This is a genomic window from Streptomyces sp. 2114.4, from assembly GCF_900187385.1.
Classification (GTDB): Bacteria; Actinomycetota; Actinomycetes; order Streptomycetales; family Streptomycetaceae; genus Streptomyces; species Streptomyces mooreae.
Genome location: NZ_FYEY01000001.1, coordinates 3535039 through 3550896, shown reverse-complemented (window position 1 = coordinate 3550896; position 15858 = coordinate 3535039). Strand labels below are relative to the sequence as shown.

Sequence of the window (15858 nt, the reverse complement as noted above, 5' to 3'; positions counted from 1 at the left end):
GGGCACACATGGGACTGGAAGAGAAGCTGCCCAGCGGCTTTCTGCTGACCACTGTCGAACAGGCCGCGGGCTGGGTGCGCAAATCATCGGTCTTCCCCGCGACCTTCGGGCTGGCCTGCTGCGCCATCGAGATGATGACGACCGGCGCCGGGCGCTACGACCTGGCCCGCTTCGGCATGGAGGTCTTCCGCGGCTCCCCGCGGCAGGCGGATCTGATGATCGTGGCCGGCCGGGTGAGCCAGAAGATGGCTCCCGTGCTGCGGCAGGTCTACGACCAGATGCCGAACCCGAAGTGGGTGATTTCCATGGGGGTTTGCGCATCGTCGGGCGGAATGTTCAACAACTACGCGATCGTGCAGGGCGTCGACCACATCGTTCCCGTCGACATCTATCTGCCGGGCTGCCCGCCGCGTCCCGAGATGCTGATGGACGCCATCCTCAAGCTGCATCAGAAGATCCAGAACACCAAGCTCGGGGTCAATCAGCAGCAGGCCGCCCGCGAGGCGGAGGAGGCGGCGCTCAAGGCACTCCCGCTGATCGAGATGAAGGGGCTGCTGCGATGAGCGAGCAGAAGAACCCCGGCGAGCCGAACGGTGAGAACGGCACGGACGACGCCCTCCCCGCGCAGCGCGACGACACCGGCGAGGCGATCGCCACCCGCCGCGGGATGTTCGGCGCCGACAACGGCGGCGACACCAGCGGCTACGGCGGCCTGGTCCGGACCGTCCGGCTGCCCGGCGCGAGCACCCGGCCGTACGGCGGGCCCCGCGGCGACGCGGAAGGCTACGGCGAGTTCGACGAGATCGCCGACGAGCTGGAGGGCGCCCTCGACGAACAGGGCCTGGTCCCCGAGAACGTCATCGAGAAGACGGTCGTGGACCGCGCCGAGCTGACCTTCCACATCGAGCGCAGCCACCTGCCGGCGGTCGCCAGGATCCTGCGCGACGATCCGGCGCTGCGCTTCGAGCTGTGCACGGGTGTGAGCGGAGTGCAATTCCCCGGCGACACCGGCCGCGAGCTGCACGCCGTCTACCACCTGCGCTCGATCACCCACAACCGGCTGATCCGGCTGGAGGTCTGTGCCCCGGACGCCGACCCGCACGTGCCCTCGCTGGTGGAGGTCTATCCGACCAACGACTGGCACGAGCGCGAGACCTACGACTTCTTCGGAATCGTTTTCGACGGCCATCCGGCGCTGACCCGGATCATGATGCCCGATGACTGGCAGGGCTTCCCGCAGCGCAAGGACTACCCCCTCGGGGGCATTCCCGTCGAGTACAAGGGCGCCAAGATTCCGGCTCCCGACCAGCGGAGGTCGTACAGCTGATGACTACTGCACCGCACTCCCACTCCCCGAACGGCCACCGCACCTCCAGCGACTTCGACACGACGGAGTCCCTGGCCCGGGAGACCACCGAGGGCACCGTCTACAACGTCTCCGGTGGCGACTGGGACGAGATCGCGGAAGCCGCCGTGAGGTCCGACGACGAGCGGATCATCGTCAACATGGGGCCGCAGCACCCCTCCACCCACGGCGTGCTCCGGCTGATCCTGGAGATCGACGGCGAGACCGTCACCGAGGCCCGCTGCGGCATCGGCTATCTGCACACCGGCATCGAGAAGAACCTCGAATTCCGGACCTGGACGCAGGGCACCACCTTCGTCACGCGCATGGATTACCTCACCCCCTTCTTCAACGAGACGGCCTACTGCCTCGCCGTGGAGAAGCTGCTGGGGATCACCGACCAGGTCCCCGACCGGGCCACCGTCCTCCGCGTGCTGCTGATGGAGCTCAACCGGATGTCCTCCCACCTCGTGGCGATCGCCACCGGCGGGATGGAGCTGGGCGCCACCACGATCATGATCTACGGCTTCCGCGACCGTGAACTCATCCTCGACCTCTACGAGCTGATCACCGGCCTGCGGATGAACCACGCCTACATCCGGCCCGGCGGCCTCGCCCAGGACCTGCCCCCGGGCGCGGTCGACCGGGTGCGCGAGTTCGTGAAGACGATGCGCAAGAACATCGGCGAGTACGACAAGCTCGCCACCGGCAACCCGGTCTTCAAGGGCCGGATGGAAGGCATCGGCTACCTCGACCTGGCCGGCTGTATGGCAACCGGCGCCACCGGGCCCATCGTGCGCTCCGCCGGACTGCCGCACGACCTGCGCAAGACCCAGCCGTACTGCGGGTACGAGACCTACGACTTCGAGGTGCCGACCGCCGACACCTGCGACGCGTACGGCCGGTTCCTGATCCGGCTGGAGGAGATGCGCCAGTCGCTGCGGATCGTCGAGCAGTGCCTGGACCGGCTGGAGCCCGGCCCGGTGATGGTCGCGGACAAGAAGATCGCCTGGCCCGCCCAGCTGGCCCTCGGGCCGGACGGCCTGGGCAACTCCCTCGACCACATCAAGAAGATCATGGGTACCTCGATGGAGGCCCTGATCCACCACTTCAAGCTGGTGACCGAGGGCTTCCGGGTCCCGCCGGGGCAGACGTACGCGGCCGTCGAGTCACCCAAGGGCGAGCTGGGCGTGCATGCGGTCAGCGACGGCGGCACCCGCCCCTACCGGGTGCACTTCCGCGACCCGTCCTTCACCAATCTCCAGGCCATGGCGGCGATGTGCGAAGGCGGCCAGGTCGCCGACGTCATCGTCGCCGTCGCGTCCATCGACCCCGTGATGGGAGGCGTCGACCGGTGAGCGCCACTGAGGCAAACCATGACGTGCAGCTGGGGATGCCCGCACTCCCCGCCCCCGACTACCCGGTGGACGTACGGGCCCGGCTGGAGGCGGACGCCAAGGAGGTGATCGCCCGCTACCCCGGCGCGCGCTCGGCGCTGCTGCCGCTGCTGCACCTCGTCCAGGCCGAGGAAGGGCATGTCACCCGCACCGGGATCCGCTTCTGCGCCGAGATGCTCGACCTCACCACCGCCGAGGTCACCGCGGTCTCGACCTTCTACTCCATGTACCGCCGCAAGGCGGGCGGTGACTACCAGGTCGGGGTCTGCACCAACACGCTGTGTGCGGTGATGGGCGGCGACGCCATCTTCGAGGACCTGAAGGAGTACCTGGCCGTCGGCAACGGCGAGACCACCGAGGACGGCGCCGTCACCCTCGAACACATCGAGTGCAACGCGGCCTGCGACTTCGCCCCGGTCGTGATGGTCAACTGGGAGTTCTTCGACAACCAGACCCCGCAGTCCGCCCGGCAGCTGGTCGACGACCTGCGGGCCGGCCGGAGCGTTGCGCCCACCCGCGGCGCGCCGCTGTGCACCTTCAAGGACACCGCCCGGATGCTCGCCGGCTTCCCGGACGAGCGGCCGGGCGCCGTCGAGGCCACCGGCGGAGCGGGCCCCGCCTCGCTGATCGGGCTGCGGCTCGCCAAGGGCGAGGCCGTCCCCGGCCGCGGTACCGACCATGTCATCGCGCCGCGCACCGCCGAGACCACCGACGCGACCGGCGGCGAACCCCCGTCCGGCCACCCCGCCGAGGAGCCGCCCGCGGGGCACCCCAGCTCCCATGACGCGCCGCAGCAAACGTCGGCGTCCGACGACCAGCACCCTGCCGGACCCGCAGCAGAGGAGGGGGAGTGATGACCGTGGCTGCCGCACACGGGGGCGCCTCCCGGCCGGAGGCCGGCGGGGAGACCAACCCCGAGAAGCTTCTGACGCCCGTCCTGTCCGCCTTCTGGGACCAGCCCCAGCCCTGGACGCTGGAGACCTACCGCCGGCACGAGGGCTACGAAGGCCTGCGCAAGGCGCTCGCGATGCCCCCGGATGACGTCATCGCGTACATCAAGGACTCCGGACTGCGCGGCCGCGGCGGCGCCGGCTTCCCGACCGGGATGAAGTGGCAGTTCATCCCGCAGGGCGACGGCAAACCGCACTACCTCGTCGTCAACGCCGACGAGTCGGAGCCCGGGACCTGCAAGGACATCCCGCTCCTCTTCGCGAACCCGCACTCCCTCATCGAGGGGATCGTGATCGCCTGCCATGCGATCCGCTCGAACCATGCCTTCATCTACCTGCGCGGCGAGGTCGTGCCCGTCCTGCGGCGGCTGCACGAAGCGGTGCGCGAGGCCTATGCGGCGGGCTTCCTCGGCAGGAACATCCTCGGCTCGGGCCTCGACCTGGACGTGATCGTGCACGCGGGCGCCGGCGCCTACATCTGCGGTGAGGAGACCGCGCTGCTGGACTCGCTGGAGGGCCGTCGCGGACAGCCCCGGCTGCGTCCCCCCTTCCCCGCGGTGGCGGGCCTGTACGCCTGCCCCACCGTGGTGAACAACGTCGAGTCCATCGCCTCGGTTCCCGCGATCATGAACCGGGGCAAGGACTGGTTCCGGTCCATGGGCAGCGAGAAGTCCCCCGGTTTCACGCTCTACTCGCTCAGCGGCCATGTCGCGCGCCCTGGCCAGTACGAGGCCCCGTTGGGCGTCACCCTGCGCCAGCTGCTGGACATGAGCGGCGGCATGCGCCGCGGCCACCGGCTGAAGTTCTGGACGCCGGGCGGCTCCTCGACGCCGATGTTCACCGATCAACACCTCGATGTCCCCCTGGACTACGAGGGCGTCGGCGCGGCCGGCTCGATGCTCGGCACCAAGGCGCTGCAGTGCTTCGACGAGACCACCTGTGTGGTGCGGGCGGTCACCCGCTGGACCGAGTTCTACGCACACGAGTCCTGCGGCAAGTGCACGCCCTGCCGCGAAGGGACCTACTGGCTGGTGCAGTTGCTGCGCGACATCGAGGCCGGCAAGGGCCGGACGGACGACCTCGACAAGATCGCCGACATCGCCGACAACATCAACGGCAAGTCCTTCTGCGCCCTCGGCGACGGCGCCGCCTCGCCGATCTTCTCCTCGCTGCAGTACTTCCGCGAGGAGTACGAGCAGCACATCACCGGCAAGGGCTGCCCCTTCGACCCGGCCAAGTCGACCCTGTGGGCCGACAACGACGCTCACCTGGGGGTGAACGCATGACCGTCACCACAAGTGCTCCCTCGGGAGGCGGCGAGGCGGCGATCCCGCCGGAAGACCTCGTCACCCTGACGATCGACGGCATCGAGATCTCCGTCCCCAAGGGGACGCTGGTCATCCGCGCCGCCGAACTCCTCGGCATCGAGATCCCGCGGTTCTGCGACCACCCGCTGCTGGACCCGGCGGGCGCCTGCCGGCAGTGCATCGTCGAGGTCGAGGGCCAGCGCAAGCCGATGGCCTCCTGCACCATCACCTGCACCGACGGCATGGTCGTCAAGTCACAGCTCACCTCGCCGGTGGCCGAGAAGGCCCAGCGCGGCGTGATGGAGCTGCTGCTGATCAACCACCCGCTGGACTGCCCGGTCTGCGACAAGGGCGGCGAATGCCCGCTGCAGAACCAGGCGATGCAGGTCGGTGACCCGGAGTCGCGCTTCGAGGGCAAGAAGCGCACCTTCGCCAAGCCGGTGCCGATCTCCACCCAGGTGCTGCTGGACCGCGAGCGGTGCGTGCTGTGCGCGCGCTGCACCCGCTTCAGCAACCAGATCGCCGGCGACCCGATGATCGAGCTGGTCGAGCGCGGCGCCCTCCAGCAGGTCGGCACCGGGGAGGGCGACCCCTTCCAGTCGTACTTCTCCGGCAACACCATCCAGATCTGCCCGGTCGGCGCGCTCACCTCCGCCGCGTACCGCTTCCGCTCCCGCCCGTTCGACCTGGTCTCCTCGCCGTCGGTGTGCGAGCACTGCGCGGGCGGCTGCGCGACGCGTACGGACCACCGGCGCGGCAAGGTCATGCGGCGGCTGGCGGCGAACGATCCCGAGGTCAACGAGGAGTGGATCTGCGACAAGGGGCGGTTCGCCTTCCGCTACGCGCAGCAGCGCGACCGGCTGGAGCAGCCCCTCGTACGCAACCCGGAGTCCGGTGAGCTGGAGCCGGTGAGCTGGCCCGAGGCCCTGGAGGCGGCGGCCCGCGGGCTGTCCGCCGCCAAGGGCCGCACCGGCGTGCTGACCGGCGGCCGGCTGACGGTGGAGGACGCCTACGCCTACGCCAAGTTCGCCCGGATCGCGCTGGACACCAACGACATCGACTTCCGGGCGCGGGTGCACAGCGCGGAGGAGGCCGAGTTCCTGGCGTCCCGGGTCGCCGGGCGTGGCCGGGACCTGGACGGTGGCGGCGTCACGTACACCGCCCTGGAGCAGGCGCCGGCCGTCCTGCTGGCCGGTATCGAGGCCGAGGAGGAGGCGCCCGGCGTCTTCCTGCGGCTGCGCAAGGCGCACCGAAGGAGCGGCCAGCGCACCTTCGGGCTGGCCGGTTACGCCTCCCGCGGGCTGATCAAGGCGGGCGGCACGCTGCTGCCGGCCGCGCCCGGCACCGAGACCGAATGGCTGGACGCGCTCGCGGGCGGCGTCGGTCTGGACGGCGCGGGGCAGGCGGCGGCCGAGGCGCTGCGGGCCGACGGCGCGGTGATCATCGTCGGCGAACGGCTGGCGGGCGTCCCCGGCGCCCTGACCTCCGCCGTCCGCGCCGCCCTGGCCACCGGCGCCCAGCTGGTGTGGATCCCCCGGCGGGCGGGCGAACGCGGCGCCGTCGAGGCCGGCGCCCTGCCCGGTCTGCTGCCCGGTGGCCGGCCGGCCACCGACCCGCGGGCCCGTGACGAGGTCGCGGCCGTCTGGGGCGTGGCCGCGCTGCCGCACCGGCACGGCCGGGACACCGGCCAGATCATCGAGGCCGCGGCGACCGGCGAGCTCGGCGCCCTGCTGGTGGCGGGCGTCGAGGTCGCCGACCTGCCGGACCCGGCCTGTGCGCTGACCGCCCTGGACGAGGTCGGCTTCCTGGTCAGCCTGGAGCTGCGGCCCTCGCAGGTCACCGACCGGGCGGATGTGGTCCTCCCGGTGGCGGCCGTGGTCGAGAAGGCCGGCACCTTCCTCAACTGGGAAGGCCGGGCGCGGCTGTTCGAGGCCGCCCTCAAACCGGACCAGATGACCCGCCGGCATCTGCTGTCGGATGCCCGGGTGCTGCACATGCTCGCCGACGCCCTCGACGTCCATCTGGCGCTGCCCGACCTCCGCGCGGCGCGCCGCGAACTGGACCGGCTCGGCGGCTGGGACGGCCCCCGCGCGGACGAGCCCCGGGAGAGCGGACGCCCGCTGCCCCGCCCCGAGCCCGGCGAGGCGGTCCTCGCCGGACACCGGCTCCTGCTGGACCAGGGACTGCTCCAGGAGGGCGACGAGGCGCTGGCCGGCACCCGGCACGCCGCCGTTGCCCGGCTGTCGCAGATCACCGCGCAGGAGACCGGCGTCAAGGACGGTGACCTGCTGGCGGTGACCGGACCGGCCGGCGCGGTCCACCTGCCGCTCCACGTCACGCCGATGCCCGACCGGGTGGTGTGGCTGCCGCTCAACTCGACGGGCGGAGGCGTCGCCGCCGACACCGGGGCGCAACCCGGTGACCTGGTGAAGATCTCCGCCGTCCCGGGCACCCCGGAGCCGGCCGAGGAGGTGAACGCATGATGCAGCTCGGTCAACTCGCCGCCACCGGTGGTGCGCTGGCGCAGGAAGACCTGTCGATGTTCGGCCGCGACCCGTGGTGGCTGGTCGTCATCAAGGCGGTCTTCTGCTTCGCGTTCCTGATGCTGACGGTGCTGTTCTCGATCGTCTGGGAACGCAAGGTCGTCGCCTGGATGCAGCTGCGCATCGGCCCCAACCGGCACGGCCCCTGGGGGATGCTGCAGTCCCTCGCCGACGGCATCAAGCTGATGCTGAAGGAGGACCTGGTCGTCAAGCGGGCCGACAAGGTGGTCTACGTCCTCGCGCCCATCGTGGCGGCCATCCCGGCCTTCATGGCGATCGCGGTGATCCCCTTCGGCCCGGCCGGCAACGAGATCTCCATCTTCGGCGTCCGCACCCCGATGCAGCTCACCGACCTGCCGATCGGCATCCTCTACATCCTGGCCACGGCCTCGGTCGGCATCTACGGCATCGTCCTGGCCGGCTGGTCGTCCGGCTCGACCTACCCGCTGCTCGGCGGGCTGCGCTCGTGCGCGCAGATGATCTCGTACGAGATCGCGATGGGGATGTCGTTCGCGGCGGTGTTCCTCTACTCCGGGTCGATGTCGACGTCGACCATCGTGGAGTCGCAGCAGAACAGGTGGTACGTCCTGCTGCTGCCGGTGTCCTTCATCATCTACATCGTCGCGATGGTGGGCGAGACCAACCGGGCGCCCTTCGACATGCCGGAGTCCGAGGGCGACCTCGTCGGCGGCTTCAACACCGAGTACTCGTCCATCAAGTTCGCGATGTTCATGCTCGCCGAGTACATCAACATGGTCACCGTCTCGGCGGTCGCGATCACGCTCTTCCTGGGCGGCTGGAAGGCTCCCTGGCCGATCTCCACGTTCTGGGCGGGCGCGAACCACGGCTGGTGGCCGCTGCTCTGGTTCACGATCAAGGTGCAGCTGCTGCTGTTCTTCTTCATCTGGCTGCGCGGCACTCTTCCCCGGGTCCGCTACGACCAGTTCATGAAGCTGGGCTGGAAGGTCCTCATCCCGGTCTCGCTGGTCTGGCTGATGCTGGTCGCCACCGTCCGGGCGCTGAAGAACGAGGGCTACAACTTCTCGCAGATCGTGCTCTATGTCGCCGGCGGCGCCGTCCTGCTGCTGCTGATCTCCCTCCTCGTGGACTTCTTCCGGCGCGCCGAGAAGGAAGAGACGGACGGCGACGGGGCCTTCGACCCGATGGCCGGCGGCTTCCCCGTGCCGCCGCTGCCCGGACAGAGCCTGCCACCGGTGCCGCGACGCCGGCCGCGCCGCGAGCGCGAGCTGATTGTCAGTGGCCGGGTGGACACTGTCAGTGACGAAAATGGAAACGACGGAAAGGGGGGCGACGGTGCCTGAGTTCCAGAACCCCGTGGCCGGCTTCGGCGTGACCTTCAAGGCCATGTTCAAGAAGCGGCTGACCGAGCAGTACCCGGAGGAGAAGAAGCCGACGGCGCCGCGTTTCCACGGCCGCCACCAGCTCAACCGCCACCCCGACGGGCTGGAGAAGTGCATCGGCTGCGAGCTGTGCGCCTGGGCCTGCCCGGCGGACGCGATCTACGTCGAGGGCGCGGACAACACCGCCGAGGAGCGCTACTCCCCGGGCGAGCGCTACGGCCGCGTCTACCAGATCAACTACCTGCGCTGCATCCTGTGCGGCCTGTGCGTGGAGGCCTGTCCGACCCGCGCGCTGACCATGACCAACGAGTACGAACTCGCCGACCGGTCCCGCGAATCGCTCATCTACACCAAGGAGGAGCTACTGGCGGGCCTGTCGGAGACGATGGTCGACTCGCCGCACGCGATCTACCCCGGCATGACGGAGAAGGACTACTACCAGGGCCTGGTGACCGAGGCCGCTCCGGGGACCGTCCGTCAGGTCGCGGTCTCCAAGGGTGAGAAGGCCGACGGGAACACCCGGGAGAAGGAGGCGAACGCATGACCGCACTCGCCGCCGCGGCCTCCATGACCTCCACCGGAGAGGCCGTGCAGTTCTGGATCCTGGGCATCGTCGCCGTCAGCGGCGCGCTGTGCACGATCCTGATGAAGCGCGCCGTGCACAGCGCCCTCTCGCTCGCCGGGACCATGCTCGTCCTGGCGGTCTTCTACCTCGCCAACGGCGCGTACTTCCTGGGCGTCGTCCAGATCGTCGTCTATACGGGCGCGATCATGATGCTGTTCCTGTTCGTCGTGATGCTGGTCGGTGTCACCGCAGCGGACTCCCTCAAGGAGACGCTGAAGGGGCAGCGCTGGCTCGCCGCCGGACTGGGCATCGGCTTCGGCATCCTGCTGATCGCCGGGATCGGCAACGCCTCGCTCAAGGAGTTCGACGGCCTGGGCGAGGCCAACGCCGGCGGCAATGTGCAGGGCCTGGCCGCGCTCATCTTCACCAAGTACGTCTTCGCCTTCGAAATCACCGGCGCGCTGCTGATCACGGCGGCCGTCGGCGCGATGGTGCTCACCCACCGGGAGCGCACCGAGCGCGCCAGGACGCAACGCGAGCAGTCCGTGGCGCGGGTCCGCGAGGGCAAGCAAGTGCCGCCGCTGCCCGCCCCCGGCGTCTACGCCCGGCACAACGCCGTCGACATCCCGGGCCTGCTGCCCGACGGCACCACGTCCGAGCTGAGCGTCAGCCCGACGCTGCGGGAGCGCGGCCAGATCCGCGACGTCTCCGGTGAATCGCTCGCCGAGCTGAAGGCGCTGGAGGAGCGCTCCGAGAACTGGCTGGGCCGGGGTTCCGAGGAGCCCCGGTCCTCGTCGTCCGGTGGCGTGGCGCCGAAGGAGCACAAGGAGGGGGCCAAGAAATGAACCCGGTCTACTACCTCTATCTCGCCGCCCTGTTGTTCACCATCGGTGCGGCCGGGGTGCTGATCAGGCGGAACGCCATCGTGGTGTTCATGTGCATCGAGCTGATGCTCAACGCCTGCAATCTCGCCTTCGTCACCTTCTCGCGGATGCACGGGAATCTGGACGGCCAGATCATCGCCTTCTTCACGATGGTCGTCGCCGCGGCCGAGGTCGTGGTCGGCCTGGCGATCATCGTGTCGATCTTCCGCACCCGTCATACGGCCTCGGTCGACGACGCCAGCCTGATGAAGCTGTAAGGGGTCGCACAAAGTGGAGAACTTGATCGCGCTGCTTGTCGCGGCACCGCTGGTCGGTGCGGCCCTGCTGCTGTGCGGCGGCACCCGGCTGGACCGCACCGGCCACCTCATCGGCACGCTGTTCTCGGTGGCGTCGTTCGCCCTCGGGGTGGTGCTCTTCGCCGACATGCTCGGCAAGGCCGCCGAGGACCGGGCCCTGCACCAGCACCTGTTCACCTGGATTCCGGTCGGCGGCTTCCGGGCCGATATCGCCTTCCAGCTCGACCAGCTGTCGATGACCTTCGTCCTGCTGATCACCGGTGTCGGATCGCTGATCCACATCTACTCGATCGGCTATATGGAGCACGACGAGCGGCGCCGCCGCTTCTTCGGCTACCTCAACCTCTTCCTCGCGGCGATGCTGCTGCTCGTCCTCGCCGACAACTACCTCCTGCTGTACGTCGGCTGGGAGGGCGTCGGCCTCGCCTCGTACCTCCTGATCGGCTTCTGGCAGCACAAGCCGAGCGCGGCCACCGCCGCCAAGAAGGCGTTCCTGGTCAACCGGGTCGGCGACATGGGCCTGTCCATCGCGATCATGCTGATGTTCACGACGTTCGGGACCTTCGCCTTCGGCCCAGTGCTCGCCGCCACCGGTGACACGTCCGAGGGCAAGCTGACCGCCCTCGGGCTGATGCTGCTGCTGGCCGCCTGCGGCAAGTCGGCGCAGGTGCCGCTGCAGTCCTGGCTCGGTGACGCGATGGAGGGCCCGACCCCGGTCTCGGCCCTGATCCACGCCGCCACCATGGTCACCGCCGGGGTGTATCTGATCACCCGCTCCGGGGCGATCTTCAACGCCGCGCCGACCGCCCAGCTGGCGGTCGTCGTGGTCGGTGCGGTCACCCTCCTCTTCGGTGCGATCGTCGGTTGCGCCAAGGACGACATCAAGAAGGCGCTGGCCGGCTCGACGATGTCGCAGATCGGCTACATGATCCTGGCCGCCGGCCTCGGCCCGATCGGCTACGCCTTCGCGATCATGCACCTGGTCACCCACGGTTTCTTCAAGGCGGGTCTCTTCCTCGGCGCCGGCTCCGTGATGCACGGCATGAACGACGAGGTGGACATGCGCCGTTACGGCGGCCTGCGCACCTACCTGCCGGTCACCTTCGTCACCTTCGGCCTCGGCTATCTGGCGATCATCGGCTTCCCCGGGCTGTCCGGCTTCTTCTCCAAAGACAAGATCATCGAGGCGGCGTTCGCCAAGGGCGGCACCGAGGGCTGGATCCTCGGCGGCGCGGCCCTGCTGGGCGCGGCGATCACCGCGTTCTACATGACCCGGGTGATGCTGATGACGTTCTTCGGCGAGAAGCGCTGGAACCCCGACGAGGTGCATCCGCACGAGTCACCGAAGGTCATGACGGTCCCGATGATCGTGCTGGCCCTCGGATCGGTCTTCGCGGGCGGGCTGTTCAGCGTCAACGAGGCCTTTGTGAAGTGGCTGGAGCCGGTCACCTCGTTCGCGCACGGCCACTCCCCGGTCAGCGCGACCACCGTCACCGCCTCGACGATCGTGGTGCTGCTCATCGGTGTCGGCATCGCCTGGCTGATGTACGGCCGCAAGCCCGTTCCGGCGCTCGCCCCGCGCGGCTCGCTGCTGACCCGGGCGGCGCGCCGCGATCTGCTCCAGGACGACTTCAACCACGTCGTGTTCGTGCGCGGTGGGGAAGAGCTCACCGGCACACTCGTCCAGTTCGACCGCTCCCTCGTGGACGGTGCGGTCAACGGCACGGCGGCCTCGATGGGCGGACTCTCCGGCCTGCTGCGCCGGTTGCAGACCGGATTCGTCCGTTCGTACGCGGTCCAGATGCTGGGCGGGGCCGCCGTTCTCGTCGCCGCGACCCTGCTGATGAGGGGTGTCTGAGCCATGTCGTTTCCCCTGCTGACGGCGGTGGCCGTGGTGCCGGCGGCCGGTGCGATCGCCACCGCCGCGCTGCCCGCCGCCAAGCGCACCGCGGCCAAATGGCTCGCGCTGCTGTTCTCGCTGGCCACCTTCGCGCTGGCGCTGGTGGTCGCGTTCCGCTTCGATCCCGGTGCCAAGGGCCCCTTCCAGCTCACCGAATCGCACGCCTGGATCAGCGACTTCGGCGTCCGCTACGAACTCGGTGTGGACGGCATCGCGGTCGCCCTGATCGCGCTGACCACCCTGCTGATCCCGTTCGTCATCCTGGCCGGCTGGCATGACGCCGACCCCCTGGAGACAGCGTCCGACGGTGGCTCCGCCACGGGCACGCCCCACCGCTACAGCTGGCGGCCCACCCAGGGCTTCTTCGCGCTGATCCTGGCCGTCGAGGCGATGGTGGTCCTCTCCTTCGAGGCCACCGACGTCTTCCTCTTCTACCTCTTCTTCGAAGCCATGCTGATCCCGATGTACTTCCTCATCGGCGGCTTCGGGGACCGGGCGGGCGGGGACGGCGAGGAACGGGACGCCGGCCGGCGGTCGTCGGCCGCGGTGAAGTTCCTGCTCTACAACCTCGCCGGCGGACTGATCATGCTGGCCGCGGTGATCGGGCTGTACGCCGTCACCGCCGACCAGCTCGGCACCGGCACGTTCTCGCTGCAGCAGATCGTCGAGGCGCGGGCGGCCGGCAAGCTGGACATCGGAGCCGGCACCGAACGGCTGCTCTTCCTCGGCTTCTTCTTCGCCTTCGCGGTGAAGGCGCCGCTGTGGCCGCTGCACACCTGGCTGCCCGGTGCCATGGGCGAGTCGACCTCGCCGGTCGCGGTGCTGATCACCGCGGTCGTCGACAAGGTCGGCACCTTCGCGATGCTCCGTTTCTGCCTCCAGCTCTTCCCCGGGGCCAGCAGCTGGGCCACCCCGGTCATCCTCGTCCTCGCGCTGATCAGCGTGCTGTACGGCGCGCTGCTGGCGGTCGCCCAGCGGGACATCAAGCGGCTGATCGCCTACGCCTCGATCTCCCACTTCGGGTTCATCATCATGGGCATCTTCGCGATGACGTCCCAGGGCCAGAGCGGCGCGACGCTCTACATGGTCAACCACGGCATCTCGACCGCCGCGCTGATGCTGGTGGCCGGCTTCCTGATCGGCCGCCGCGGCTCGCGGCTGATCGCGGACTTCGGCGGCGTCCAGAAGGTCGCCCCGGTCCTCGCCGGCACCTTCCTCATCGGCGGCCTGGCCACCCTGTCACTGCCCGGCCTGGCCCCGTTCGTCAGCGAATTCCTGGTCCTGGTCGGCACGTTCAGCCGCTATCCGGTGATCGGCATCATCGCCACCCTCGGCATCGTCCTCGCCGCGCTGTACGTCCTCGTCCTCTACCAGCGGACGATGACCGGGCCGGTGAAGGAGGACGTACGGAGCATGCCGGACCTGCGGGTGCGGGAGCTGGTGGTGGTGGCGCCGCTGATCGCGCTGCTGCTCTTCCTCGGGGTGTACCCCAAGCCGCTCACCGACCTCGTCAATCCGGCGGTCGGCCACACCCTGTCCGTCGTGGACAAGAAGGACCCCAAGCCCCCTGTGCGGGTGGACGCCGTGCCCGGTGGAGACCGGGCCGGCCATACCGTGCGCCCTCAAGACGTGGAGGCCGCGAAGTGAGTTCCGTGGCAAGTGTCCACAGCCTGTGGACAGCGGCGTCCGGTGCGCCGGGCAAGATCCCGGCGCCGCACATCGAGTACGCCCAGCTGTCGCCGACGCTGATCGTCCTCGGCGCGGCGGTGGCCGGCATCCTCATCGAGGGGTTCGTGCCGCGCCGTCACCGCTACTTCTCCCAACTTCTGCTGACCGTGGTGGCGCTGGCCGCCGCATTCGCCGCGGTGATCGGCCTGGCGGCCGGCGGCTTCGGCTCGTCCAAGGCGCACCTCGCGGCCATGGGCGCCCTCGCCGTCGACGGCCCGGCGCTGTTCCTGCAGGGCACGATCCTGCTGGTGTCCCTGATCGCGGTCTTCACCTTCGCCGAGCGGCGGCTCGATCCGGCGGCGCACGGAAGGCATGTGGACTCCTTCGCCGCCCAGGCCGCGGCCGTCCCCGGCGGCGCTGCCGAACAGGCCGCGGTGAAGGCCGGGTTCACCACCACCGAGGTCTTCCCGATCCTGCTCTTCGCGGTCGGCGGGATGCTGGTCTTCCCGGCGGCCAACGACCTGCTGACGCTCTTCATCGCGCTGGAGGTCTTCTCCCTCCCGCTGTACATCCTGTGCGCGCTGGCCCGCCGCCAGCGGCTGTTGTCACAGGAGTCCGCGGTGAAGTACTTCCTCCTCGGCGCCTTCTCCTCGGCCTTCCTGCTGTTCGGCGTGGCCCTGCTGTACGGCTATGCGGGCACGGTCACCTACGCCGGGATCGCCGAGGTGGTCTCGGACGGCGCCAAGCAGATCGATCCGGCGCTGGCCGGCACGATGGGCAATGACGCGCTGCTGCTGATCGGTGCGGCGCTGGTGCTGATGGGGCTGCTGTTCAAGGTCGGCGCGGTCCCCTTCCACATGTGGACCCCGGACGTCTACCAGGGCGCCCCGACCCCGGTCACCGGTTTCATGGCGGCCGCCACCAAGGTCGCCGCGTTCGGTGCGCTGCTGCGGCTGCTGTACGTCGCCCTGCCGGGCCTGCGCTGGGACTGGCAGCCGGTGATGTGGGGCGTCGCGATCCTCACCATGCTGGGCGGGGCGATCGTCGCCATCACCCAGACCGACATCAAGCGGCTGCTGGCCTACTCCTCCATCGCCCACGCCGGCTTCATCCTCGCCGGTGTCATCGCCACCAGCAAGGACGGCATCTCCTCGGTGCTCTTCTACCTCGGCGCCTACTCCTTCGTGACGCTCGGCGCCTTCGCCGTGGTCACCCTGGTGCGGGACGCGGGGGGCGAGGCCACCGCGCTGTCCAAGTGGGCCGGGCTCGGCCGGCGTTCGCCGCTGGTGGCCGCGGTCTTCGCGGTCTTCCTGCTGGCCTTCGCCGGTATCCCGCTGACCTCCGGTTTCGCCGGGAAGTTCGCGGTGTTCAAGGCGGCGGCGCAGAGCGGCGCGGGCTGGCTGGTGGTCGTCGGTGTGATCTCGTCGGCCATCGCGGCGTTCTTCTACATCCGCGTGATCGTGCTGATGTTCTTCAACGAGCCCAAGGCGGACGGCCCGACCGTCGCGGTCCCCAGCCCGCTGACGACCACGGCCATCGCCGTCGGCGTCACGGCCACGCTGGTGCTCGGCCTGGCGCCGCAGTACTTCCTCGACCTGGCCGGCCAGGCCGGGGTCTTCGTGCGCTGAGATCCGGCGGCGCG

General features: G+C 69.7%; 13 protein-coding genes. All 13 read left to right on the top strand.

Annotated features, from left to right (window positions below; all coding sequences use genetic code 11):
• Positions 1 to 8: 8 nt before the first annotated feature.
• The 13 genes from CFW40_RS15460 to nuoN are packed head-to-tail and all read left to right on the top strand — an operon-like array spanning position 9 to position 15844.
• Positions 9 to 563 carry an NADH-quinone oxidoreductase subunit B family protein gene (locus tag CFW40_RS15460; protein ID WP_088798458.1) on the top strand — a complete coding sequence of 185 codons (555 nt, stop codon included), beginning with the start codon at positions 9 to 11 and terminating at the stop codon, positions 561 to 563.
• Positions 560 to 1327 (top strand): NADH-quinone oxidoreductase subunit C, encoded by a 768-nt coding sequence (locus CFW40_RS15455; RefSeq protein ID WP_088798457.1) that lies wholly within the window; start codon positions 560 to 562, stop codon positions 1325 to 1327. Before CFW40_RS15460 ends, CFW40_RS15455 begins: the two co-directional genes overlap by 4 nt.
• Positions 1327 to 2703: an NADH-quinone oxidoreductase subunit D gene (locus CFW40_RS15450; RefSeq protein ID WP_256331458.1), complete on the top strand. Its 1377-nt coding sequence runs from the start codon at positions 1327 to 1329 to the stop codon at positions 2701 to 2703. The genes CFW40_RS15455 and CFW40_RS15450 overlap by 1 nt, the downstream gene beginning before the upstream one ends.
• 35 nt (positions 2704 to 2738) lie before the next feature.
• Positions 2739 to 3596, top strand: coding sequence for an NADH-quinone oxidoreductase subunit NuoE (nuoE, locus tag CFW40_RS15445; RefSeq protein WP_088802134.1), 858 nt, complete (start codon positions 2739 to 2741; stop codon positions 3594 to 3596).
• The gene (gene nuoF, locus CFW40_RS15440) at positions 3596 to 4978 is read left to right on the top strand and encodes an NADH-quinone oxidoreductase subunit NuoF (protein WP_088798456.1); all 1383 of its coding nucleotides are present in this window, start codon (positions 3596 to 3598) and stop codon (positions 4976 to 4978) included. Before nuoE ends, nuoF begins: the two co-directional genes overlap by 1 nt.
• The gene (locus CFW40_RS15435) at positions 4975 to 7482 is read left to right on the top strand and encodes an NADH-quinone oxidoreductase subunit G (RefSeq protein WP_088798455.1); all 2508 of its coding nucleotides are present in this window, start codon (positions 4975 to 4977) and stop codon (positions 7480 to 7482) included. The genes nuoF and CFW40_RS15435 overlap by 4 nt, the downstream gene beginning before the upstream one ends.
• Positions 7479 to 8864, top strand: a complete 1386-nt coding sequence (gene nuoH / locus CFW40_RS15430) for an NADH-quinone oxidoreductase subunit NuoH (protein ID WP_088798454.1) — start codon at positions 7479 to 7481, stop codon at positions 8862 to 8864. Before CFW40_RS15435 ends, nuoH begins: the two co-directional genes overlap by 4 nt.
• Complete coding sequence (nuoI, locus tag CFW40_RS15425) at positions 8857 to 9447, top strand: NADH-quinone oxidoreductase subunit NuoI (protein WP_256331459.1); 591 nt, start codon at positions 8857 to 8859, stop codon at positions 9445 to 9447. The genes nuoH and nuoI overlap by 8 nt, the downstream gene beginning before the upstream one ends.
• Entirely contained in the window at positions 9444 to 10313 is an 870-nt protein-coding gene (locus CFW40_RS15420; RefSeq protein WP_088798452.1) for an NADH-quinone oxidoreductase subunit J, read from the top strand. Before nuoI ends, CFW40_RS15420 begins: the two co-directional genes overlap by 4 nt.
• Complete coding sequence (nuoK, locus tag CFW40_RS15415) at positions 10310 to 10609, top strand: NADH-quinone oxidoreductase subunit NuoK (protein WP_018090964.1); 300 nt, start codon at positions 10310 to 10312, stop codon at positions 10607 to 10609. The genes CFW40_RS15420 and nuoK overlap by 4 nt, the downstream gene beginning before the upstream one ends.
• 13 nt (positions 10610 to 10622) lie before the next feature.
• A complete protein-coding gene (gene nuoL, locus CFW40_RS15410) occupies positions 10623 to 12506 on the top strand; it encodes an NADH-quinone oxidoreductase subunit L (protein ID WP_088798451.1) in 1884 nt (627 codons plus the stop codon).
• Positions 12507 to 12509: 3 nt separating this feature from the next.
• A complete protein-coding gene (locus tag CFW40_RS15405) occupies positions 12510 to 14195 on the top strand; it encodes an NADH-quinone oxidoreductase subunit M (RefSeq protein WP_088798450.1) in 1686 nt (561 codons plus the stop codon).
• Complete coding sequence (gene nuoN / locus CFW40_RS15400; protein WP_088798449.1) at positions 14192 to 15844, top strand: NADH-quinone oxidoreductase subunit NuoN; 1653 nt, start codon at positions 14192 to 14194, stop codon at positions 15842 to 15844. The genes CFW40_RS15405 and nuoN overlap by 4 nt, the downstream gene beginning before the upstream one ends.
• Positions 15845 to 15858 lie beyond the last annotated feature (14 nt).